The 22,503-nt window shown below is 44.6% G+C and carries 18 protein-coding genes and 1 pseudogene; 15 read left to right on the forward strand and 4 right to left on the reverse strand.

All coding sequences use genetic code 11. From position 1 onward, the window contains the following. Positions 1-199 precede the first annotated feature (199 nt). The 10 genes from sdhC (at position 200) to K5Q92_RS03325 (ending at position 11,558) form a co-directional block, all read left to right on the forward strand. On the forward strand, positions 200-595 hold the full coding sequence (sdhC, locus tag K5Q92_RS03280) for a succinate dehydrogenase cytochrome b556 subunit (protein ID WP_220767676.1): 396 nt from the start codon (positions 200-202) through the stop codon (positions 593-595). Next, the gene (sdhD, locus tag K5Q92_RS03285; RefSeq protein ID WP_220767623.1) at positions 589-936 is read left to right on the forward strand and encodes a succinate dehydrogenase, hydrophobic membrane anchor protein; all 348 of its coding nucleotides are present in this window, start codon (positions 589-591) and stop codon (positions 934-936) included. The genes sdhC and sdhD overlap by 7 nt, the downstream gene beginning before the upstream one ends. Continuing rightward, on the forward strand, positions 937-2,703 hold the full coding sequence (gene sdhA, locus K5Q92_RS03290) for a succinate dehydrogenase flavoprotein subunit (protein WP_220767624.1): 1,767 nt from the start codon (positions 937-939) through the stop codon (positions 2,701-2,703). 12 nt (positions 2,704-2,715) lie between these two features. Next, complete coding sequence (locus K5Q92_RS03295; RefSeq protein ID WP_220767625.1) at positions 2,716-3,423, forward strand: succinate dehydrogenase iron-sulfur subunit; 708 nt, start codon at positions 2,716-2,718, stop codon at positions 3,421-3,423. A gap of 207 nt (positions 3,424-3,630) precedes the next feature. Continuing rightward, entirely contained in the window at positions 3,631-6,453 is a 2,823-nt protein-coding gene (gene sucA / locus K5Q92_RS03300; RefSeq protein WP_220767626.1) for a 2-oxoglutarate dehydrogenase E1 component, read from the forward strand. Positions 6,454-6,485: 32 nt separating this feature from the next. Beyond that, positions 6,486-7,682, forward strand: coding sequence for a 2-oxoglutarate dehydrogenase complex dihydrolipoyllysine-residue succinyltransferase (gene odhB / locus K5Q92_RS03305; protein WP_220767627.1), 1,197 nt, complete (start codon positions 6,486-6,488; stop codon positions 7,680-7,682). 78 nt (positions 7,683-7,760) lie between these two features. Next, positions 7,761-8,927, forward strand: coding sequence for an ADP-forming succinate--CoA ligase subunit beta (gene sucC / locus K5Q92_RS03310; protein WP_202723403.1), 1,167 nt, complete (start codon positions 7,761-7,763; stop codon positions 8,925-8,927). After that, a complete protein-coding gene (gene sucD, locus K5Q92_RS03315; protein WP_028766997.1) occupies positions 8,927-9,799 on the forward strand; it encodes a succinate--CoA ligase subunit alpha in 873 nt (290 codons plus the stop codon). The genes sucC and sucD overlap by 1 nt, the downstream gene beginning before the upstream one ends. Positions 9,800-10,039: 240 nt before the next feature. Next, positions 10,040-10,348: a hypothetical protein gene (locus K5Q92_RS03320; RefSeq protein ID WP_220767628.1), complete on the forward strand. Its 309-nt coding sequence runs from the start codon at positions 10,040-10,042 to the stop codon at positions 10,346-10,348. Positions 10,349-10,631: 283 nt separating this feature from the next. Further along, positions 10,632-11,558 carry an AEC family transporter gene (locus tag K5Q92_RS03325; RefSeq protein WP_220767629.1) on the forward strand — a complete coding sequence of 309 codons (927 nt, stop codon included), beginning with the start codon at positions 10,632-10,634 and terminating at the stop codon, positions 11,556-11,558. Here K5Q92_RS03325 and K5Q92_RS03330 read toward each other — a convergent pair. Further along, positions 11,550-13,217 carry an FMN-binding glutamate synthase family protein gene (locus K5Q92_RS03330; RefSeq protein ID WP_220767630.1) on the reverse strand — a complete coding sequence of 556 codons (1,668 nt, stop codon included), beginning with the start codon at positions 13,215-13,217 and terminating at the stop codon, positions 11,550-11,552. The genes K5Q92_RS03325 and K5Q92_RS03330 overlap by 9 nt on opposite strands. A 153-nt stretch (positions 13,218-13,370) precedes the next feature. On the opposite strand from K5Q92_RS03330, the pseudogene K5Q92_RS03335 reads away from it, so the two are divergent. Then, positions 13,371-13,868 (forward strand): annotated as a pseudogene (locus tag K5Q92_RS03335) (GNAT family N-acetyltransferase); the annotation flags it as partial. Between the two features lie 58 nt (positions 13,869-13,926). Here K5Q92_RS03335 and fur read toward each other — a convergent pair. Continuing rightward, positions 13,927-14,358, reverse strand: a complete 432-nt coding sequence (gene fur, locus K5Q92_RS03340) for a ferric iron uptake transcriptional regulator (RefSeq protein ID WP_220767632.1) — start codon at positions 14,356-14,358, stop codon at positions 13,927-13,929. 268 nt (positions 14,359-14,626) lie between these two features. Here fur and cobB point away from each other — a divergent pair, with 268 nt between their 5' ends. Continuing rightward, entirely contained in the window at positions 14,627-15,352 is a 726-nt protein-coding gene (gene cobB, locus K5Q92_RS03345) for a Sir2 family NAD+-dependent deacetylase (RefSeq protein WP_220767633.1), read from the forward strand. A 61-nt stretch (positions 15,353-15,413) separates the two neighbouring features. After that, positions 15,414-15,833: an AAA family ATPase gene (locus tag K5Q92_RS03350; protein WP_220767677.1), complete on the forward strand. Its 420-nt coding sequence runs from the start codon at positions 15,414-15,416 to the stop codon at positions 15,831-15,833. A gap of 124 nt (positions 15,834-15,957) precedes the next feature. Here K5Q92_RS03350 and fusA read toward each other — a convergent pair whose 3' ends face one another. Continuing rightward, on the reverse strand, positions 15,958-18,042 hold the full coding sequence (gene fusA, locus K5Q92_RS03355; RefSeq protein ID WP_220767634.1) for an elongation factor G: 2,085 nt from the start codon (positions 18,040-18,042) through the stop codon (positions 15,958-15,960). A 403-nt stretch (positions 18,043-18,445) separates the two neighbouring features. Next, positions 18,446-19,786, reverse strand: a complete 1,341-nt coding sequence (gene bioA / locus K5Q92_RS03360; RefSeq protein WP_220767635.1) for an adenosylmethionine--8-amino-7-oxononanoate transaminase — start codon at positions 19,784-19,786, stop codon at positions 18,446-18,448. 251 nt (positions 19,787-20,037) lie between these two features. Between bioA and bioB the strand changes: the two genes are divergently transcribed. Together bioB and bioF are read left to right on the forward strand one after the other, a co-directional pair. Beyond that, the gene (bioB, locus tag K5Q92_RS03365; protein WP_220767636.1) at positions 20,038-21,090 is read left to right on the forward strand and encodes a biotin synthase BioB; all 1,053 of its coding nucleotides are present in this window, start codon (positions 20,038-20,040) and stop codon (positions 21,088-21,090) included. Between the two features lie 168 nt (positions 21,091-21,258). Next, positions 21,259-22,452: an 8-amino-7-oxononanoate synthase gene (bioF, locus tag K5Q92_RS03370; protein WP_220767637.1), complete on the forward strand. Its 1,194-nt coding sequence runs from the start codon at positions 21,259-21,261 to the stop codon at positions 22,450-22,452. The last annotated feature ends 51 nt before the right edge of the window (positions 22,453-22,503 follow it).

Here is a 22,503-nt window from a genome sequence, read left to right on the forward strand (position 1 = left end):
TTCACCCACGTATACTTGCCGCAGCTCAGAAGAGCTGCATACATTGCCAATTAGTTATCGCTTTTTTACATGCTTAATTAGTGCTGGCTAAATTGTTAAATGTTTGTTTCAAGTTTTCTTTTGTGAAAGTTTCAAACCGTGACCTAAATCACTGATTGGAATTTGAGCGAAAGCGGTTCATATAACAAAAATTAGCTCAATTGAGCAGAGTGAGCAGAACGTGAAAAAGCAAAGACCTGTCCATTTAGATCTGCAGACCATACGCTTCCCTGCAACAGCGATCGCGTCCATTCTTCATCGTGTATCGGGTGTCATCATGCTGTTTGCCGTCGGTATCCTTATCTGGTTGCTTAATGAATCATTAGCTTCACCAGAAAGTTTTGCTGGCGTCCAATCTCTCTTTGATAACTTTATCGTTAAGTTCATCGTCTGGGGAATTCTGACCGCGCTGGGTTATCACTTGATAGTGGGGATTCGCCACTTAGTGATGGATGCTGGCTACTGGGAAGAACTTTCTTCTGGTGTAACTTCGGCTAAAGTCGCTATTGCATTAGCAGTAGTGTTTTCAATCATTGCGGGGATTTGGGTATGGTAACTAACGCAGCAAGTCTTGGTCGCAGCGGTGTCCATGACTTTATTCTTATACGTGCAAGTGCAGTAGTCCTAGCCTGTTACACCATTTTTTTGGTTGGGTTTATCGCATGTAGCTCTCCACTAACTTATGACGTATGGCATGGTTTGTTTAGCACATTGCCAATGAAAGTTTTTACACTACTCGCACTCGTAGCGGTATTAGTTCATGCCTGGATCGGTATCTGGCAGGTGCTAACAGATTACGTTAAGTGTGTTTCTCTACGTGGTGTACTTCAGTTTGTTTTTGTCATCGCCGCCTTCTGTTATTTGGCCGCTGGCATTTTGATTGTGTGGGGTGTTTAAGTGGGTATTCCAGTTCGCGAATTTGACGCGGTTGTAATCGGTGCTGGTGGTGCCGGTATGCGTGCCGCTTTACAGATCTCTAAAGAAGGTAAGAGCTGTGCGCTTTTATCTAAAGTATTCCCAACCCGTTCTCATACAGTATCTGCACAGGGTGGTATTACCGTTGCGCTAGGTAACGCCCATGAAGATCACTGGGAACAGCATATGTACGATACCGTGAAAGGTTCCGATTTTATCGGTGACCAAGAAGCGATTGAGTTTATGTGTAAAACTGGCCCAGAAGCAGTGATTGAGCTTGAGCATATGGGTTTACCTTTCTCACGTTTCGACAATGGTAAAATTTACCAACGTCCATTTGGTGGCCAGTCTAAAAACTTTGGTGGTGAACAAGCTGCGCGAACTGCAGCCGCAGCAGACCGTACAGGTCATGCATTACTTCACTGCCTTTATCAGCAAAACGTTAAGCATAAAACTGAAGTCTTCTCTGAGTGGTATGCACTCGACTTAGTTAAAAATGAAGACGGTGTGATTGTTGGTTGTACTGCAATTGAAATTGAAACTGGCGAAATCGTTTATTTCAAGGCAAAAGCAACCATCTTAGCAACAGGTGGTGCAGGGCGTATTTATGCGTCAACCACTAACGCGCATATTAACACTGGTGACGGCGTTGGTATGGCGATGCGTGCTGGGGTTCAGATGCAAGACATGGAAATGTGGCAGTTCCACCCAACGGGTATTGCTGGCGCGGGTGTTTTGGTCACCGAAGGTTGTCGTGGTGAAGGTGGATATCTGCTGAACAAAGACGGCGAGCGCTTCATGGAGCGTTACGCGCCAAATGCGAAGGACTTGGCATCACGTGACGTGGTAGCACGCTCAATGATGACTGAAATTCGTGAAGGTCGTGGTCTCGATGGCCCTCTTGGACCGCACTGTCTGCTTAAGCTTGACCATTTAGGTAAAGAGACCCTAGAAGCTCGTCTGCCAGGTGTTTGTGAACTGTCGCGCACGTTCGCTCATATCGATCCTGCCGATGGTCCTATTCCTGTTCTTCCTACTTGTCACTACATGATGGGCGGCCTACCTGCAAAAGTGAGCGGTCAAGTTGTTCGCCAGAATAGTGATGGCAGCGAAGAAGATGTGATCGGCTTATTTGCCGTTGGTGAAATTGCGTGCGTTTCGGTACACGGAGCTAACCGATTGGGTGGTAACTCATTGTTAGATCTTGTAGTATTTGGTCGAGCAGCTGGGCAACACTTAGGTAAGGCGTTAGATGAAACGCCAACACCAAAAGAGGCGAGCCAAGCCGAGATTGATGCTTCTCTGACGCGTTTAAACCGTTGGGAAAGCAACAAGGATGGCGAAGACCCAGCAGTTATCCGTAAGGATCTACAGCTTTGTATGCAGCTTAACTTCTCTGTATTTAGAAGTGGTGATGCGATGGCTGAGGGCCTTAAAGAGCTTAAAGCAATTCGCGAACGTCTAGCCAATGCCAAGCTTTCAGATAACTCAACTGAATTCAATACTCAACGTATTGAGTGCTTAGAGTTAGATAACTTGATGGCGACTGCGATTGCAACAGCGACAGCGGCTAACTTCCGTACCGAAAGTCGCGGTGCTCATTCTCGTGAAGATTTCTTGGACCGAGATGATGAGAACTGGTTATGTCATAGCATCTATGACCCAGTGACCGAGCAGATGACGAAGCGAGATGTTAACATGGAGCCTAAGCTTCGTGACGCATTCCCGCCTATCAAGCGTACTTACTAAGGAGAAGCCACGATGAAATTGGAATTTGCAGTTTATCGCTACAATCCTGACGTAGATACGAAGCCGTATATGAAGGATTACAGCTTAGAAGTTCAAGAAGGTACTGACATGATGGTACTGGATGCACTTTTAAAGCTTAAAGAGTTAGATCCAACACTGGCTTTTAGACGCTCGTGCCGTGAAGGCGTGTGTGGTAGTGATGGTATTAACATGAACGGTAAAAACGGACTTGCTTGTATTACCCCCGTTTCGACCTTCCAAGGTAAAAAAATTGAAATCCGTCCACTACCCGGCATGCCAGTAGTACGTGATTTGATTGTCGACCTCACTCAGTTTTATACCCAGTATGAAAAGATTAAGCCTTACCTGATTAATGATGAAAAAACGCCTGCGCGTGAACATTTACAATCACCTGAAGATCGTGAGCACTTAGATGGACTTTATGAGTGCATCATGTGTGCATGTTGTTCTACGGCTTGTCCTTCGTTCTGGTGGAACCCAGATAAATTCATTGGCCCTAGTGGTTTGCTACATGCCTATCGTTTCCTAATCGATAGCCGTGATACAGCAACCGAGGAGCGTTTATCTGGATTAGATGATGCATATAGTGTCTTCCGCTGCCACGGCATCATGAACTGTGTGGACGTTTGTCCTAAAGGGCTTAACCCAACAAAAGCAATTGGACATATTAAGTCTATGCTTCTGAAGAGAGCCGTTTAAATGCAGTACCAAGAGCCGATATTGATATAGCTCTATAGGAGTCACTTTCCCTGTGGAGAGTGGCTCTTTTTTGTGTCATGGAAGACGAATATAACGATAATCTGGAACTCTAGGGGCTACAGAGATTACAGATAATTTGGGTTAGCTCAAACGATCTGTATTTATGACTTTGGCTAAGCAAGTGTATACAGTTTGAAAGGAATAGAAATGCACCAAGGCATCATGAAAGCCTGGCTCGAATCATCTCATCTTAATGGTGCGAATTCGACCTATGTAGAAGAGATGTATGAAGCCTATCAAGAAGATCCGCAGTCGGTAACTGAAGACTGGCGTGTCGTGTTTGATAACCTCCCTCTAGTTAATGGCACATCGGCTGATGTACCAGAAGCTGCCCACTCTAAAGTACGTGACTATTTTCGTAGTCTTGCATTAGAAGGACGTCAGAAAGGTTCGCCTAAGGTGACCGACCCTGAGGTCGATGCAAAACAAGTAAAAGTCCTACAGCTAATTAACGCTCACCGTTTCCGCGGTCATCAGAATGCTAACTTAGATCCGCTTGAAATTTGGAAGCGTGAAAAAGTTTCTGAATTGGATCCCGCTTTTCATGGCTTAGATAGCGATGACATGCAGCGTCAATTTAATACGGGGTCATTTGCTCATGGTGGTGAAACCATGAAGCTTGAAGATCTCGTAAAAGCATTGAAAGCAACCTATTGTGGTTCTATCGGTGCTGAGTACATGCACATTACCGACACCGATGAGAAACGCTGGATCCAGCAACGTCTTGAACCTTCTCTCGGTGCTGCAAACTACTCAAAAGAAGATAAGACTCGAATTCTTGAAGGACTTAATGCTGCTGAAGGTATGGAAAAGTACCTAGGTGCTAAGTTCCCTGGTGCTAAGCGCTTCTCATTAGAAGGCGGTGATGCACTTGTTCCTATGATGCGTGAAATCATCTATCGCGCAGGCGATGCGGGTACCAAAGAAGTGGTTATCGGTATGGCGCACCGTGGTCGTTTAAACGTACTGGTGAACATCCTAGGTAAAAAACCTTCTGAACTGTTCGACGAATTTGCTGGTAAACACAGCGATGCACTTAATGGTTCTGGTGACGTAAAATATCACCAAGGTTTTTCATCAGACTTTGAAACGCCAGGCGGAAATGTCCACTTAGCACTAGCGTTTAACCCATCTCATCTTGAGATTGTTAACCCTGTGGTTATGGGGTCGGTTCGTGCTCGTCTAGACCGTCGAGGATGCGATACTGGCCGCCAAGTGATGCCTATTACCATTCATGGTGACTCGGCGATTACCGGTCAGGGCATTGTGCAAGAAACCTTTAACATGTCACAAACTCGTGCTTTTAGAGTTGGTGGCAGTATACGTATCGTCGTTAACAACCAAGTAGGCTTCACTACTAATTTAACCGAAGACGTGCGTTCGACTGAGTACTGCACCGATATCGCTAAGATGGTGCAGGCGCCTATTTTCCACGTCAATGCTGATGACCCAGAAGCTGTTGCTTTTGTCTCTCAACTTGCGGTCGATTATCGCAACGAGTTTAAGCGTGATGTGGTGATTGATTTAGTTTGTTATCGCCGTCATGGTCATAACGAAGCCGATGAGCCAAGTGCTACTCAGCCTCTGATGTATGCCAAAATCAAGAAGCACCCAACCCCAAGAAAGATCTATGCCGATAGACTGATTGCTGAAACGACTTTAGCGAGCGATGAAGTCACGGCTATGGTGAACGACTACCGTGATGCGCTAGATGGCGGAGACTGTGTGGTTAAAGAGTGGCGCCCAATGACATTGCATTCAGTCGATTGGAGCCCATATATCGGTGCCGATTGGAACGATGCATATCAAGCAGAGCTGCCGATTGATCGAATCAAGCAGCTAGCAGAGAAAATCAGCTATGTGCCTGAAAGCCATAAGCTACAGTCTCGTGTCGCTAAGATCTACAAAGACCGTCTTGCGATGGCCGCTGGTGAGAAGTTGCTCGATTGGGGGTTTGCAGAAACCTTAGCTTATGCCTCGATCCTTGAAGACAAGAAGCGCATTCGCATAACGGGTCAAGATTCTGGTCGGGGTACTTTCTTCCATCGTCATGCGGTGCTGCATAACCAAAATGATGCAACCGCTTATATGCCACTTCGCAACATTGCAGATGAGCAGGGGCCAATCGATATTACTGACTCGGTGCTTTCTGAAGCCTCTGTATTAGCTTTCGAATATGGCTATGCGACAGCAGAACCTGGCGGATTAACGCTTTGGGAAGCACAATTTGGTGATTTTGCTAACTGTGCCCAAGTGGTTATTGACCAATTCCTATCATCGGGTGAGCAAAAGTGGGGCCGTTTATGTGGTCTGACTATGTTACTGCCTCATGGTTATGAAGGTCAGGGACCTGAGCACTCGAGTGCCCGTTTAGAACGTTTCCTTCAGCTTTGTGCTAACCACAACATGCAAGTATGTGTGCCATCGACTCCTGCGCAGGTTTATCACATGCTGCGCCGTCAGGTTGTACGCCCAATGCGTCGTCCTTTAGTGGTTATGTCACCAAAGTCATTACTGCGTCATCCATTAGCCGTATCAAGCATGGAGGAGCTGGCTGAAGGCTCATTCCAGAATATCATCGGTGAAATTGATGAATTAAATGCAAGTAAAGTGGATAGAGTCGTATTTTGTAGCGGAAAGGTTTACTTTGAGCTGCTAGAGCGTCGTCGTAAAGAAGGCTTAGAGAATGTTGCACTAATCCGTGTTGAACAGTTGTATCCGTTCCCACATGAAGAAGCGCAAGCTGCCCTTGCCGATTATGCCCATGTTAAAGATTTTGTTTGGTGTCAAGAAGAGCCGCAAAACCAAGGTGCTTGGTATTGTAGTCAACACCATTTTTGGAGCGTCATTCCAGCAGGAGCTCAGTTGAGCTATGCGGGCCGTGAAGCGTCAGCTGCGCCAGCATGTGGTTACCCTGCATTGCATGCTCAGCAACAAGAATCATTAATCAACAGTGCGTTAAAGCTGTAGTAATAGAACATTTATAAAAAGGATCGTAATCCATGAGTATCGAAATTAAGGTACCCGTACTGCCAGAATCAGTTGCAGATGCAACCATTGCTACTTGGCATGTTCAAGCTGGCGAGCAAGTTTCTCGTGATCAAATCCTTGTTGATATTGAAACTGATAAAGTTGTACTTGAAGTTGTAGCGCCTGAAGATGGACAAATTTCAGAGTTTTTAGCCGAGGAAGGTGACACTGTTCTTGGTGAAGCTGTAATCGCAAACTTTGTTGCTGGCGCGGTTGCGGGTCAAGAAGTGACTAAAGCTGAAGCTGAAGCGGTTACACCTGCAAGCGAGTCATCTGATGAGTCAAATGACGCACTAAGCCCATCTGTTCGCCGTCTTGTCGCTGAGCATAATGTTGACCCAAGTGCTGTTAAAGGTACTGGAGTAGGCGGTCGTATCACTAAAGAAGACGTCGAAGCATTCGTTAAGAATAAGCCTGCGGCCGCTGCTGTGAGTGCTCCTGCGCCAGCTGCAGTTGCACCACTTGCTGAGCGTAGCGAGAAGCGTGTACCTATGACACGCCTTCGTAAGACAATCGCTAATCGCTTACTTGAAGCGAAAAACTCGACAGCTATGTTAACCACGTTTAACGAAGTTAACATGAAGCCAATCATGGATATTCGTAAGCAATATCAAGAGATTTTCGAGAAGCGCCACGGTATTCGCCTTGGTTTCATGTCTTTCTACGTGAAGGCTGTAACCGAAGCACTTAAGCGCTTCCCAGAAGTAAACGCATCAATCGATGGTGATGATATTGTTTATCACAACTACTTTGATGTAAGCATCGCAGTATCGACTCCTCGTGGCCTTGTGACACCAGTTTTGCGTGACACAGACAAGATGAGCCTTGCCGATATCGAGCGTAATGTTCGTGAACTCGCGATTAAAGGTCGTGATGGTAAGTTAACTGTTGATGATATGACTGGCGGTAACTTCACCGTGACTAACGGTGGTGTGTTTGGCTCATTGATGTCAACGCCAATCTTGAATTTGCCACAAAGCGCAATCTTAGGCATGCATGCCATTAAAGATCGCCCTATGGCAGTAAATGGTCAGGTTGAAATCCTGCCTATGATGTACCTCGCACTTTCTTACGATCACCGTATTGTAGATGGACGTGAATCAGTTGGTTACTTGGTTGCTATTAAAGACTTCCTTGAAGATCCAACTCGTCTGCTTCTTGACCTTTAAGTCAAGACAGACAATACCCTCGCTGCGGGCCCGTTTGGGCCTGCTGAAATACATAAGAAGTATAATGGATAGATCATCATGAATTTGCATGAATATCAGGCAAAAGCCTTATTTGCCGAATATGGTTTACCAGTGTCAGAAGGTTTTGCATGTGATACTGCCCAAGAAGCAGTAGAAGCAGCAGGACATATTGGCGGTGATATGTGGGTTGTTAAGTGTCAAGTGCACGCTGGCGGCCGCGGGAAAGCTGGTGGCGTTAAAGTCACTGGCGATAAAGAAGAGATCAGAGCATTTGCCGAGCATTGGTTAGGTAAGAACTTAGTGACTTATCAAACTGACGAGAAAGGCCAGCCTGTTGCTAAAATCCTAGTTGAAAGCTGTACCGATATCGCAAACGAGCTTTATTTAGGTGCGGTTGTTGACCGTGCAACTCGTCGCGTTGTGTTTATGGCATCGACTGAAGGTGGTGTTGAGATTGAAACTGTGGCTGAAGAAACGCCAGAGTTGATCCACAAGGCTATCATCGACCCGCTAACGGGTCCTCAGCCATATCAGGCCCGTGATCTTGGCTTCAAGTTAGGTCTTAACCCAACTCAGATGAAGCAGTTCACTAAAGTCTTTATGGGCTTGGCGAAAATGTTCGAAGATCATGATTTCGCGCTACTTGAAATCAACCCTCTTGTGATCACAGACGAAGGTAACATTCACTGTCTTGATGGCAAGATTGGTATCGATGGCAACGCATTGTTCCGTCAACCTAAGATCCGTGACATGCACGATCCATCACAAGATGATGCTCGTGAAGCTCACGCGGCTAAGTTCGAGCTGAACTATGTTGCACTAGATGGCAATGTTGGCTGCATGGTTAACGGTGCTGGTCTAGCAATGGGTACGATGGATATCGTTAACCTACACGGCGGCAAGCCAGCTAACTTCCTAGACGTAGGCGGTGGAGCAACTAAAGAGCGCGTAGCTGAAGCATTTAAGATCATCCTATCTGACGATAACGTTAAAGCGGTTCTAGTGAACATCTTTGGTGGTATTGTACGTTGTGACATGATTGCTGAAGGCATCATCGGCGCAGTTAAAGAGGTTGGTGTTGAAGTGCCTGTTGTTGTTCGTCTTGAAGGTACTAACGCAGACCTTGGTCGCGATGTATTAGCAAGCTCAGGTCTTGACATTATTGCAGCTGAGTCACTAACAGACGCTGCTGTTAAAGTTGTAGCTGCTGCGGAGGGCAAATAATGTCTGTATTAATTAACAAAGATACTAAAGTTATCTGTCAAGGTTTCACTGGCGGTCAAGGTACATTCCACTCTGAGCAAGCAATCGCTTACGGTACTCAGATGGTTGGTGGTGTTTCACCAGGAAAAGGTGGTCAAACTCATCTTGGTCTACCAGTATTTAATACTGTTAAAGACGCGGTAGAAGTAACGGGAGCAACCGCTTCTGTTATCTACGTTCCAGCACCTTTCTGTAAAGATGCAATCCTTGAAGCAATCGACGGTGGCATCGAGCTAATCGTTTGTATTACTGAAGGGATCCCAACGCTAGATATGCTTCAAGTTAAAGTTAAGCTTGAAGAAACTGGCGTTCGTATGATTGGTCCAAACTGCCCAGGTGTGATTACTCCAGGTGAATGTAAGATTGGTATCATGCCTGGTCATATCCATAAGCCTGGTAAAGTCGGTATTGTTTCTCGCTCTGGTACATTAACCTACGAAGCGGTTAAGCAAACTACTGATGAAGGTTTCGGCCAATCAACTTGTGTTGGTATTGGTGGTGACCCAATTCCTGGTACTAACTTCATCGACGTATTGGAAATGTTCCAAAACGATCCGCTAACAGAAGCTATCGTTATGATTGGCGAAATTGGTGGTACTGCTGAAGAAGAAGCTGCTGAATACATCAAGGCGAACGTAACTAAGCCTGTTGTTTCATACATTGCTGGTGTTACTGCACCTGAAGGCAAGCGTATGGGCCATGCTGGCGCGATTATCGCTGGCGGTAAAGGTACTGCAGAAGATAAGTTTGCAGCTCTTGAAGCGGCAGGCGTTACGACTGTACGTTCGCTTGCGGACATCGGTAGTGCACTACGCACTAAGACTGGTTGGTAAACACCAATTAGTTATAAAAAGGCGCCTAAGGCGCCTTTTTTTTGTGTAAATTGACTCAAGCTACCGGAAACAAGAGTCTACTTTTTGATTTTTTCTGTTTATTTTTAGAGTTTAATTTTACTTACTCGGCATTTTCTAGAACGTTTGGCGATAAAAACGGGATATTTGGTCAAAAAAATGGCGGACTTAAGCCAATCTGTTATACCTAATTTATCTATAGGGAACTTGTAGGTAACTTTTATGTCTATGGTGAGCGCAAAAGAGTTTTCCGATTGGTTAAGGCTGAGATTCGGTGGCCTTAAAGAGGGGGTTTCACTTACGCGTAGTGATATCAATCAGTTAACTGGCCGACAAAATTTTTCAGCTGACTTTGTTAATGATATTCACTTTGAGCTAATGCGTCACGGTTTAGCGTTTGTCACTGATACCTCTAGGGAGGAGTTCTACTTAGTGCCCATCAACAAGCAGTCATGGCGTGAACAGCTAGAGCAGCAATTTGAAAAAGAAATTTTCTGCAATATTATCCCACTCAATATTTCCAGTAAGTAAGGGCTACTTGCTCGTATGCTTGCGGTTTGCTTAGACGAACTCAGGCCTATTTAACTGTTAGTTTATCTACCCACATCTTAATATCTTTACGGCTGATTTATCCGCTTCGGCTCTTAAGATAAAAGGGGTTATGGCAGTGTTTTGCAACTGCCAATATTAACAATTCATTTTCATATTCTGTTATGATGCCGACACTTATATATCACTCTGAAATAAATTAAAAAAGCATGACTAGGCCGTAATAGGGTTAGGTTAAATATCAGAGTTCAAGGATCTTGTGTTCATGTCGACGTTTTCGATTATCTTCCCTTTACTGTTTATGGCTAGCTTAGGCTACTTGTTGACTGCAAAAGGGCCTTTTACTAAGGCGCATATTGCCGGAATTAGCTTGTTCACTTTCTATATTTGTATCCCCGCATTTTTATTTATCAATATGTACCAAGCTGATCTAAGTCGAAGCTTTGAGCTAGCAACTTTAGGTGCATTTTATCTGCCGGTAGCTGCAGTATATGGGCTGAGCGCTGCTCTGTACTTCGCTTTAAGCCCTAAAGGGGGGGAGCGGCGATGTGAAAGCGCTGTGTTTGCTCTAGGTTGCAGTTACTCCAACACCATTTTAGTTGGCTTGCCTATCATCGCGGGGGCTCTCGGGGAGCAGATGATGGGAAAGGTGTTTGCCATTATTACTTTTCATAGTGCGCTATTGTTTTCGCTAACTTTCTTGCTTAGTGCTAAACATGGCAAAGGGGTCACAGGCGCATGGCAATTTAGTAAAGGGATAGTACTAAACCCCATTGTGCTCAGTATTTCTGGGGGACTAATTTTAAACTTGTTGCACATATCCTTGGAGGGAAACTTAATCAATGGTTTGCGATTGCTCAGTGAGCCCGCTTTGGCCTGTGCGCTATTTGTACTAGGCGCAAATCTCGCTTTTTATAAAGTGGCGAGGGACTGGCATCGAGCATTTCTAGCTTCAATCATAAAGCTGTTATTGCTGCCGCTATTTGTCTATTGCGTCGCTAAGTTTGGCTTTAAGCTGCAACAAGAATCGATAGCCTTATTAGTGTTACTGAGTGCTTCACCTTTAGGTGTAAATGCATATTTGGTGGCAATGCAGGTAAAAGCGCAGCAATCGGTTATTGCCAGTACCGTAGTCATCTCTACGGTACTGTCGGTGTTTACTATGAGTTTGTGGCTGACGCTATTACTTTGATGGTAATGCTTGTTTGCTAGGTGTACGAGTTAACTCAGCAGGGCTAAGAATATAAAGATCTTCAGAGTAGAAGTCTTCAGTCTGTGCCATACGCCACCATTCGTTCCAAGGCCCTGCAATTTGATTCTCATTAATCAGGTCGTTAGCCTGTAGAGGTTCGATTAAACTGCCGACCGACATTAATAAACCATAAGGCGTTCGGCGCTTTAACATATGCGGTTGTAGTTTTTCAGGGCTATCCAGCCCCATACTTCCTACTAATTCAAAGAAGCTGTGGAGAGTATTTTTATGATAATTCTTCACTCGTTCACTCTTGGCATTGACGTCTATTGCTTTACTTCTGGCGGGATCTTGAGTTGCTATGCCTGTGGGGCACATATTGGTATTACAGTGCCTAGATTGAATACAGCCTAGAGACATCATCATAGTTCTTGCCGCATTGACCGTATCGGCGCCCATGGCTATTTTTGCCAATAGATCGAAACTAGAGGCTGTTTTGCCCGATGCGATGATTTTAATCTTATCCCTTAGGCCTGCACCGATTAAGGCGTTATGAACGAAATAAACCGCTTCGAGGCACATCATGCCTAAGCGGTTGCTAAACTCCACTGGGGCTGCGCCAGTTCCACCTTCGGCGCCGTCCACTGTGATAAAGTCGGGGGTGATCCCTGTTTCTATCATGGCTTTACATAAGCCTAAAAATTCTACGGGGTTGCCGACGCAAAGTTTAAAGCCAATGGGTTTTCCTTCACTCAATTCTCTTAATCTCGTAACGAAGTTGAGTAGTTTTTTCGGTGTTGTGCACTCTGGGTTCACTGCTGGGGAGACACAATCTCTATCCCTAGGAATATGACGAATAGCAGCTATCTCATCGGTTATTTTTGCTTTCGGTAGTACGCCTCCATGACCGGGTTTTGCCCCTTGAGATAATTTTATTTCTATCATTTTTACCTGAGGTTTAGTCGCCATCGCTTTAAAGGCATCTGGGTTAAAGTTACCCTCTACATCGCGACAGCCAAATAGACCTGAGCCGATTTGCCACACAAGATCTCCACGATGCTTTAAATGATAGGGGCTCACGCCGCCTTCTCCAGTGTTATGGTAGCAACCCGCTTTTAGTGCACCTAGATTGAGCGATTCAATCGCATTAGCACTGAGTGCTCCAAAGCTCATCGCTGAGATATTAAAGTAGGAAGCTTGGTAGGGCTTTAAGCAGTTCGGGCCACCAATTTGCACTCGCTTGGCCGTTTCATCGATCTCTTTAGGGTGCAGTGATTGCCAAAGGCTTAAATAGTTATCTTCTAACAAGTCTCTTTGGGTACCAAAGGCGATGGTGTCTCTTACATTTTTAGCTCGCTGATAGACTAATGACCTTTGTTCTCGGTTGAAGGGAGTCTCCTCTGTGTCATTAGCGATAAAGTATTGCTGGATTTCAACACGATAAGATTCTAAAAAGTATCTAAGATAGGCCACTACGGGGTAGAGGCGATTAAGTGTGTGAGGGCTATAGAAGATATCGAAATACCCAATAGCGGTGTAGCCAAGGGTAAGTATCAGTACTAAGCTTGGGAGCATCCCGGTATGGTTAAACACAAAACTGATGGCGAGTAGGTTACCTAAGGTCGCTATAATCCAATAGACCTTCTGCATAATAGTCATAGAGCATTCCTTTGTTGCAGACTTCAGTGCGGTATCACTTTATTGAACGCTATTGAGGGGAGTTTAGCAAACATGTTTTAATAGTTTCTAAACTAAACAGAATGTAGGTATATTAGTTGTTTAGTAAGGAAGCGGACTTAGAAGGAGTTTATTGTGATTATTGCTGAGACTGACAGGCTTATCTTACGTCATTTTGACGAGAGAGATACTCAGGCACTCTTTTTGCTAAACAGCTTACCTGAGGTTCTGACTTATATTCCTGGCGCTCCTATGACCTCTTTATCGCAGGCCAGTGATATATTGGAAAATGTTATCTTAGCTAACTATCGTGAGCTCGGTTATGGTCGATGGGCGGTAGAGCATAAGGCCGATGGAAAAGTGATCGGCTTTTGTGGACCAAAACTTATCACGGAATTTAATGAAGTTGAGCTTGGTTACCGCTACTTGCCTCAGTATTGGGGAAAAGGGATCGGTTTTGAGGCCGGGACTGCGGCTTTGGCGCGGTTTAAAGATTATGATATTCATGAAGCAATCGCACTGATTTTATTAGGCAATAAAGGCTCAGAGGGTGTAGCGCGTAAGCTTGGGATGGTTGAGCGTAATAGAGACAAGTTTATGGGTCACAAGGTGAATGTGTTTCATAAAGTCCTAAAGCTTTTAATCACCATAAAAAAACCAGCTAACGCTGGTTTTTTTGGTTTATATTGTTTTAGCTATCAGCATGATCGCACTTGTCGTTCGTGCAAATACCATAGAGGTATAAACTATGGTTGGTCAGCTTGATGTTGTGCTTCATCGCAATCTCATCTTGACGGCGCTCAATCACTTCATCTGAGAACTCGATAACTTTACCGCATGATAGGCACACTAAGTGATCATGGTGGTGCTGGGTTGAAAGCTCAAACACCGCTTTACCGCTTTCGAAGTGGTGACGAGTCACAATGCCTGCATCGTCGAATTGGTTTAGTACTCGGTAGACAGTTGCAAGGCCAATCTCTTCCCCAATGTCGAGCAATTTCTTATAGAGGTCCTCAGCACTGATGTGTTGATTCTCGGGCTCTTGCATCAATTCTAAAATTTTGACTCGTGGTAAGGTCACTTTCAAACCCGCTTTTTTTAGCGCTTGATTTCCATCTGTCATTATTGATCTCTTGATTGCAGAACGATTAGCTATAAGGCAATCCGTTCATTTGTGGGTATTAAAGCCATTATATGTGTACAAGTTGAAAACTTAAACCTTTGATCTTGCAATAAAGCACCTTTAACAAATAAAAGCCATTAACTAGATATAAAACAAGCAATTTAACCATGGCTTTTGTATTGTTATTGTCCATTTATACTAATGCCTAATGTCATCTATGCCTAAAAATAGGCAGAATAATTATAAAGCCAAACAAAAAGGACCCTAGATGTACCAGCAGATTGTAATATTGACCGGAGCAGGGATCTCAGCGGAATCAGGTTTACGTACCTTTAGAGATCAAGATGGACTATGGGAGCAACATAATATTGAAGAGGTCGCGACCCCCGAAGGTTATGCTAAGAACCCGTTATTGGTAGAACGTTTTTATAATGAGCGTTGGCAACAGTTTCATAATGGATCGATAGAGCCCAATGCCAGTCACATAGCTTTAGCGAAACTCGAACAGGAGTTTGAAGGTGAGCTGCTCGTGGTGACCCAGAATATCGATGATCTGCATGAGAGGGGCGGCTCTAAACGGCTTTTGCATATGCATGGTGAATTATCGAAAGGGCGCTGCCCTCGCTCTAAGCAGACCTTTGTACTGAGAGAACCGTTTGGGCCCGATCATACATGTACTTGTTGTATTCCAGCACAGAGGTTAAGGCCCCATGTTGTCTGGTTTGGCGAGATGCCAATTGGCCTCGACCGTATTCAACACGCTCTTGATACTTGCGATTTATTTATTGCCATAGGTACATCGGGCACGGTTTATCCTGCTGCAGGTTTTGTTGATACTGCTAATCACCATGGTGCACAGACTGTAGAAGTCAATATTACGCCAGTGGAGCGCCACAGTCAGTTTCAATATCACCTAGAGGGAAAGGCGAGCGAACTCGTGCCTAGATTAGTCGATAATATTCTTAGTGGTAAGGTGATAAGTGATCTACTTTAGGAGAACTCTTTAAGTGAATAATTTAGTGAATGATACTGGCTTTAAGGGGCTTGCGATCATAATGCGCGGTTTACCCGGTAGTGGAAAAAGCTACTGGGTTGAGGAATTTATAAATAGCTTACCTAAGAAAAATACGCTTCAGTATAAAGTCTGCTCAACCGATGAGTTCTTCTATAAAGATGGTGAGTATTGTTTTGATGCGAAAGAGTTATCCAAATATCACCAGTTAAACCTAACGCGATTTATTCATGCAATAGCAAATAAAATCCCCTTAGTTATTTGTGACAATACCAATATGGCTCAGTGGGAGTTTGAGGATTATTGTGCTGCTGCTAAGTCGCAAGGATATCGGGTGCAGATCCAGCAGATTGGCGAGCCAAAAGATAAGGAGCATCAGCTTCTTTGCGCCGATAGAAATAAGCATCGCGTGCCACTCAAGAGCATCGTCAGAATGGCGAATGTTTTTGAACCCCATGGATAACGCTACGTTTTAGAAAGGCTTAGTATTTTTTAGATTATGCCTTGTCTAGAATGAGGCAATAAAAAAGCCTATAGATTTGCATCTATAGGCTTTTCATTAAAGAGTTAACAGTTAAGAGTAATAATTACTTCTTAGCGTTTCTTTCTTTAACTTCAGCGATAACTTTCTCAGAAACACTGTTTGGACACTGGCTGTAATGTGCGAATTCCATAGAGAATTGGCCACGACCAGAAGTCATAGTACGTAGTGAACCGATGTAACCGAACATTTCTGAAAGCGGTACGTCAGCCTTAATACGAACACCAGTAACACCAGCGTTTTGGTCTTTGATCATGCCACGACGACGGTTAAGGTCACCAATTACGTCACCAACGTTGTCTTCTGGGCTGAATACGTCAACTTTCATGATAGGCTCAAGAAGTTGTGCGCCAGCTTTTGGCATAGATTGACGGAATGCGCCTTTAGCAGCGATTTCGAACGCGATAGCTGATGAGTCAACTGCGTGGAAAGCACCGTCAGTTAGTTCTAGCTCAACGTCTAGCACTGGGAAGCCTGCAACAGTACCAGTCTTCATCATGCTTTCGAAGCCTTTCTCAACTGCTGGCCAGAATTCCTTAGGAACGTTACCACCAACAACAGAAGACTTGAACGTGAAGCCAGTGTTAGCTTCGCCTGGACGGATAACATAGTCGATCTTACCGAACTGACCAGAACCACCAGATTGCTTCTTGTGTGTGTAGCTATCAGCGATTTCGCGGGTGATAGTTTCACGGTAAGCAACTTGTGGCTCACCAACAATTAGCTCAACGCCGTAAGTACGCTTAAGGATGTCTACCTTAATGTCTAGGTGAAGTTCACCCATACCTTTAAGGATAGTTTCGCCTGAGTCTTCGTCAGTTTCTACGCGGAATGATGGATCTTCTGCGATCATCTTACCGATAGCGATACCCATCTTCTCTGAACCACCTTTATCTTTTGGTGCTACAGCGATAGAGATTACTGGCTCTGGGAATACCATTGCTTCAAGAGTACAAGGGTGCTTAACATCACATAGAGTGTGACCAGTTTGTACGTTCTTCATACCAACGATCGCGATGATGTCACCAGCTTGTGCGTAATCAAGTTCGTTACGCTCATCAGCTTGCATTTCACACATACGGCCGATACGTTCAGTCTTACCAGTTGCACTGTTAAGAATCGTGTCGCCTTTACGTAGCTGACCTGAGTAGATACGTACGAATGTTAGTGCACCGAAACGGTCATCCATGATCTTGAATGCTAGTGCTTTTAGTGGCTCGTCTACAGATACTAGAGCGTGCTCACCAGTTTCGTTACCTTCTTCGTCAGTTAGAGGCTGTGGATCAACTTCAACTGGGTTTGGTAGGTAATCAACAACTGCGTCAAGAAGAAGCTGCATACCTTTGTTCTTGAATGCAGAACCACAGTATGTTGGGAAGAAAGTCATGTCACGAGTACCGGCACGGATACAACGCTTAATGTCTTCCATAGATGGCTCTTCGCCTTCCATGTAAGCTTCCATTAGGTCGTCGTCCATTTCAACAGCAGACTCGATTAGCATTTCACGGTATTCTTCAACTTGGTCAACCATGTCAGCTGGAACGTCAGTTACTGTGTAGTTTTCAGCTTCGCCAGTATCATCCCATACGTATGCTTTACGAGTTAGTAGGTCAACAACACCACTGAACTCATCTTCGATACCGATTGGAAGTACCATTACTAGTGGGTTAGCAGCTAGTACGTCTTTAGTTTGCTTAACAACGCGTAAGAAGTCAGCACCCATACGGTCTAACTTGTTTACGAAGATGATACGAGCAACTTCAGATTCGTTAGCATAACGCCAGTTAGTTTCTGATTGTGGCTCAACACCACCAGAACCACAGAATACACCGATACCGCCATCAAGAACTTTAAGAGAACGGTAAACTTCTACTGTAAAGTCAACGTGACCAGGGGTGTCGATAACGTTGAAACGGTGATCTTTCCAGAAACAACTAACAGCAGCAGACTGAATGGTAATACCACGCTCAGCTTCCTGTTCCATGAAGTCAGTTGTTGATTCGCCGTCATGCACTTCACCTAGCTTATGGATCTTACCGGTAAGCTTTAGGATACGCTCAGTTGTAGTAGTCTTACCCGCGTCAACGTGAGCAAAGATACCAATGTTTCTGTACTTTGATAAATCAGTCATTTTTCTACTCTATTGGAGTTACGTTCTAAAATTCCGCGCAAGTATAGCAATACTTTTCAATTTATTTTATCGATTTTTATCATTCAGGGCTAAATTAAACGAAATATCATAAAAAAATCACATTTTATAGCCAAATTTAAGGTCGCTAATTAAGCGCTAGGGCAAGGTGTTTACTGGGGTGTCGCTATTTTGGTCTAAATTTACCCAGATGATTGTCACTATAGATTTATTTTTATAGTTCTGCTGTGACAAAAAGCGGGCGAGCGCCCGAGTTAAAGTATCGCTTTGCAGGCTTAAGGGGGGAAGGACTCAATCTGATAAAGCGAGAGAGTCATTGTTCGACCGATGCGAATCAAGTTCGTATCGGCCGATATTATACTCATTTAACCAGTCCTGAACGCCACTAACCGTGACTGATGAAGGCACTTTCATCGCGAGGTAAGGATACCTGCTTCGCAACTGTTTTCATTGCGTGGGTCAACTGGCTCAGCTGTGATGAGGTTATGCAGTAGGGTGGCATAATATAGATGAGATTAGAGAAGGGCCTTATCCAAACACCTAAATCGACAAACTGTTGCTGTAGTTCTGCGGTGTTGAGAGTGGTATTCATCTCTATCACCCCAACACCACCTAATACACGTACATCATTTACATGTGCGTATTTTGAAGCTTCGGCTAACTCAAGTTTGAGCTGAGCCTCAATTGCTAAAATCTGTTCCTGCCAGTTACTTTCTTGAAGTAATTGCAAACTTGCAATTGCCGCAGAGCAGGCAAGCGGATTACCCATAAAGGTAGGCCCGTGCATAAACACCCCCGCAGGAGAGTCACTCACACCTTGAGCAACCTCATTGCTACACATTGTCGCCGCTAGTGAAATGTAGCCGCCAGTTAATGCCTTACCTAAACATAATATATCTGCCTCAATGTTACTGTGTTCATAGGCAAACAATTTCCCGGTTCTGCCAAAACCTGTGGCAATTTCATCAAGGATAAGTAGTACGTCATATTTATCGCATAGCTTTCTTACTGCTCTGAGGTAATCAGGATGATAAAAACGCATGCCACCCGCGCCTTGCATTATAGGTTCCACCAGTAATGCCGCTATCTGCTGATGATTATCTTCAAACAGGTTGGCGATGTCGTTAAGCTCTTCCGGGTTAAACTCGCCATCGAAGCGAGATTGCGGGGCAGGGGCAAATAATTGTTTAGTGACTAACTCTCCAAACATGGTGTGCATGCCACCTTCAGGATCGCATACACTCATCGCGGCAAAGGTATCGCCATGGTAGCCGTTCTTAATGGTTAGGATCTTCTGTTTATTGGGTTTAGACCTGCCTTGCCAGTACTGGAGGGCCATCTTCATAGCGACTTCAACTGCAATAGAACCAGAATCGGCGAGAAACACTTTTGTTAAGTTAGGGCTGGTCATATTAACCAGTAAACGAGCTAGCTCAACAGCTGGACGATGAGTAATACCGCCAAACATCACATGACTAAGCGTTGCAGCTTGTTGCTGCATGGCAGCAACTATTTTTGGGTGGCTATAACCATGGACACAGGCCCACCACGAACTCGTACCATCAATCAGTTTTCTACCGTCCTCTAACTGCAACTCAACACCCTCTGCAGCAACAACACCAAAGGCGGGTAAAGCATTAGCCATAGAGGTATAAGGGTGCCACAAGTGTTCCTTGTCAAATTGAAGATCGATACTCGTTGTAGTAGATTGGATATCATTGCTCATAATTTAACCGTTAGTAAACCTTTTGATTGGTGCGACATTGACAGGTTACGGCTTGCGGGTATCCTAGGCAAGATAAAAATTTACCAAAAAAATGAATTAACCCCCGTTAATCCTATGTTTTTAATGTCAATTTGTCAGTGAAGAGAATAGGGCGGCTAGCGTGTAAAAGTGCCATATTGCTGATGTGAATTGTCATCGCGTCATAATAACGCTGCATTTATCGCTGAATGTGAGAGTAAAAAGGGAACAGCATGTCTGAAGTACAACTAAGAAATAACTGGAAGCGTGAAGAGATTGAAGCCTTATTCGCCTTACCTATGAACGATCTTCTTTTTCAGGCGCAGAGTATTCATCGCCAAGAATTTGATCCCAATGAAGTTCAGATCAGTCGTTTGCTGTCGATAAAAACAGGTGCTTGCCCAGAAGATTGTAAATATTGCCCTCAAAGTGCTCGCTATGACACAGGACTTGAAAAAGAGCGCCTACTCGCAATGGAAACTGTCTTGACCGAAGCGCGAAGCGCTAAAGCGGCAGGCGCATCACGTTTTTGCATGGGCGCAGCGTGGCGTAATCCTAAAGAGCGTGATATGCCGTACCTGAAGGCGATGGTTGAAGAGGTTAAGGCGCTGGGTATGGAGACCTGCATGACGCTGGGGATGCTGTCAGCCGAACAAGCTAACGAGTTAGCTGAGGCGGGACTTGATTATTACAACCATAATTTAGACACCTCGCCTGAATATTATGGTGATGTGATCACTACACGTACCTATCAAAACCGCCTCGATACCCTGTCAAATGTACGTGCTTCAGGTATGAAAGTGTGTTCGGGCGGTATTGTGGGTATGGGGGAAAAGGCTACAGATCGCGCAGGGCTTATTCAGCAACTGGCTAACTTGGATAAACATCCTGACTCTGTACCGATCAATATGTTGGTTAAGGTCGAAGGGACGCCATTTGAAAAGCTAGACGATCTCGATCCATTAGAGTTTGTGCGTACGATAGCGGTCGCGCGAATTACTATGCCTAAATCACGGGTTCGTCTGTCGGCAGGTCGTGAAAATATGAGTGAGGAGCTGCAGGCGATGTGTTTCTTTGCTGGAGCGAACTCTATTTTCTACGGTTGTAAGCTGCTTACTACACCAAATCCTGAAGAGAATGATGACATGAGTCTGTTCAAAAAACTCGGTCTACACCCAGAGCAAGGCGTGGCAGCGACTAAAGAGCAAGATGAAGCTATGCTTGCCAAGGCCGCGGCGCAGCAAGATAAAAAGTCGGCAGCATTTTATGATGCCGGGGCACTGTAATTACGTGTGATCTTGCCTATCACAAGGGCGGTCTTATTTTTGAGTGTCTTCCATGCTTTATGTCGATAGTGGCTGCTTAGTACTAAATACATGGAGTTAATACAAACCCACTTACTTATATTTAAGTGGGTTTGTTGGTTATTTACGTTTTTAAATTGAGCTAGCTTAATGTCAGAAAGTTCCATTAGTTCGCCTGAAAAAGAGTCATTGAGCACTCGGGTGATCACAAAAAATCAATTATTAGATGAGCAGGGGCTGCTTAGGAGACGAGTCAACCTTGTTTTAGACTCGAACCAATCTAACTACTTCGAAGTTGATGCTCTGCCATATGTTAATTTCAGCAGCAATGACTACTTAGGCCTGTCGACCTCTCCTAGTCTTATGGAGGCGCTCTATCAAGGGGCGAAAGACTATGGCATAGGAAGTACAGCGTCACCTTTGGTGGTAGGTTACAGTCAAGCACACCTGCAACTAGAGCAGGCTCTGTGTGATGCTACAGGGCATGAGTCCGCACTGCTGTTTTGCTCAGGTTTTAGTGCTAACACCGCACTGATGAAAACTCTGTTTAATGAAACTGATTTAGTATTGGCTGATAAGTTGATCCACGCATCTGTCATAGATGGTATTCAAGACAGTGGTGCCAAGCTTAAGCGCTTTACTCATAATGACTTAGAAAGTGCTAAGAGCCATTTAGAACGCTTCAAACCATGCGCTTTAATTACCGAAAGTGTGTTTAGTATGGACGGTGATTTAGCGCCATTAGCCGAGTTGTCAGCACTTTGCAAACAACATCAGTGCTGGCTTATCGTCGATGATGCTCATGGTTTTGGTGTATTAGGTGAAAATGGACTCGGTGCATCACGCCTACCTGGCGAGATCACAATTGATGCGCAGTTAATCACTTTTGGTAAAGCTATGGGGGGGCAGGGAGCGGCAGTTTTAGGCAGCCAAGAACTGATCGATTTCTTAGTCGCTAACGCTCGCCAATATATCTACTCTACAGCCTTATCTCCTGCAAGTGCGGCAGCTGCCTATACGGCGATAGAAGTGATAAAAGAACAGCCAGAGTTGCGGGAAAAACTGAGCAGTAATATCAGCTGTTTTAGGGAAGCCTGTGCAGAAAATAATATTAAGTTGACCGACTCTCAGACTGCGATACAGCCTATTATACTTGGCGATTCAGCTAAGACGATGGCCGTTGCCAAACGATTGAAGGAGCATGGCTTTTGGTTGGGCGCCATTAGGCCGCCAACCGTACCTAAGGATGCCGCGAGGCTTAGGCTGACACTGAATGCTAATCACTGTCAGAAAGATATCTTAGCGTTAGTGGATGTGCTCGCAAGTATATTGAATGATGATTAATGAGCGTAGTGGTTGATTCTTAGCTCATTTTTTAAATTGAAATTATCAAAG

The sequence above is a fragment of the Shewanella sp. MBTL60-007 genome (genome assembly GCF_019654915.1).
Classification (GTDB): domain Bacteria; phylum Pseudomonadota; class Gammaproteobacteria; order Enterobacterales; family Shewanellaceae; genus Shewanella.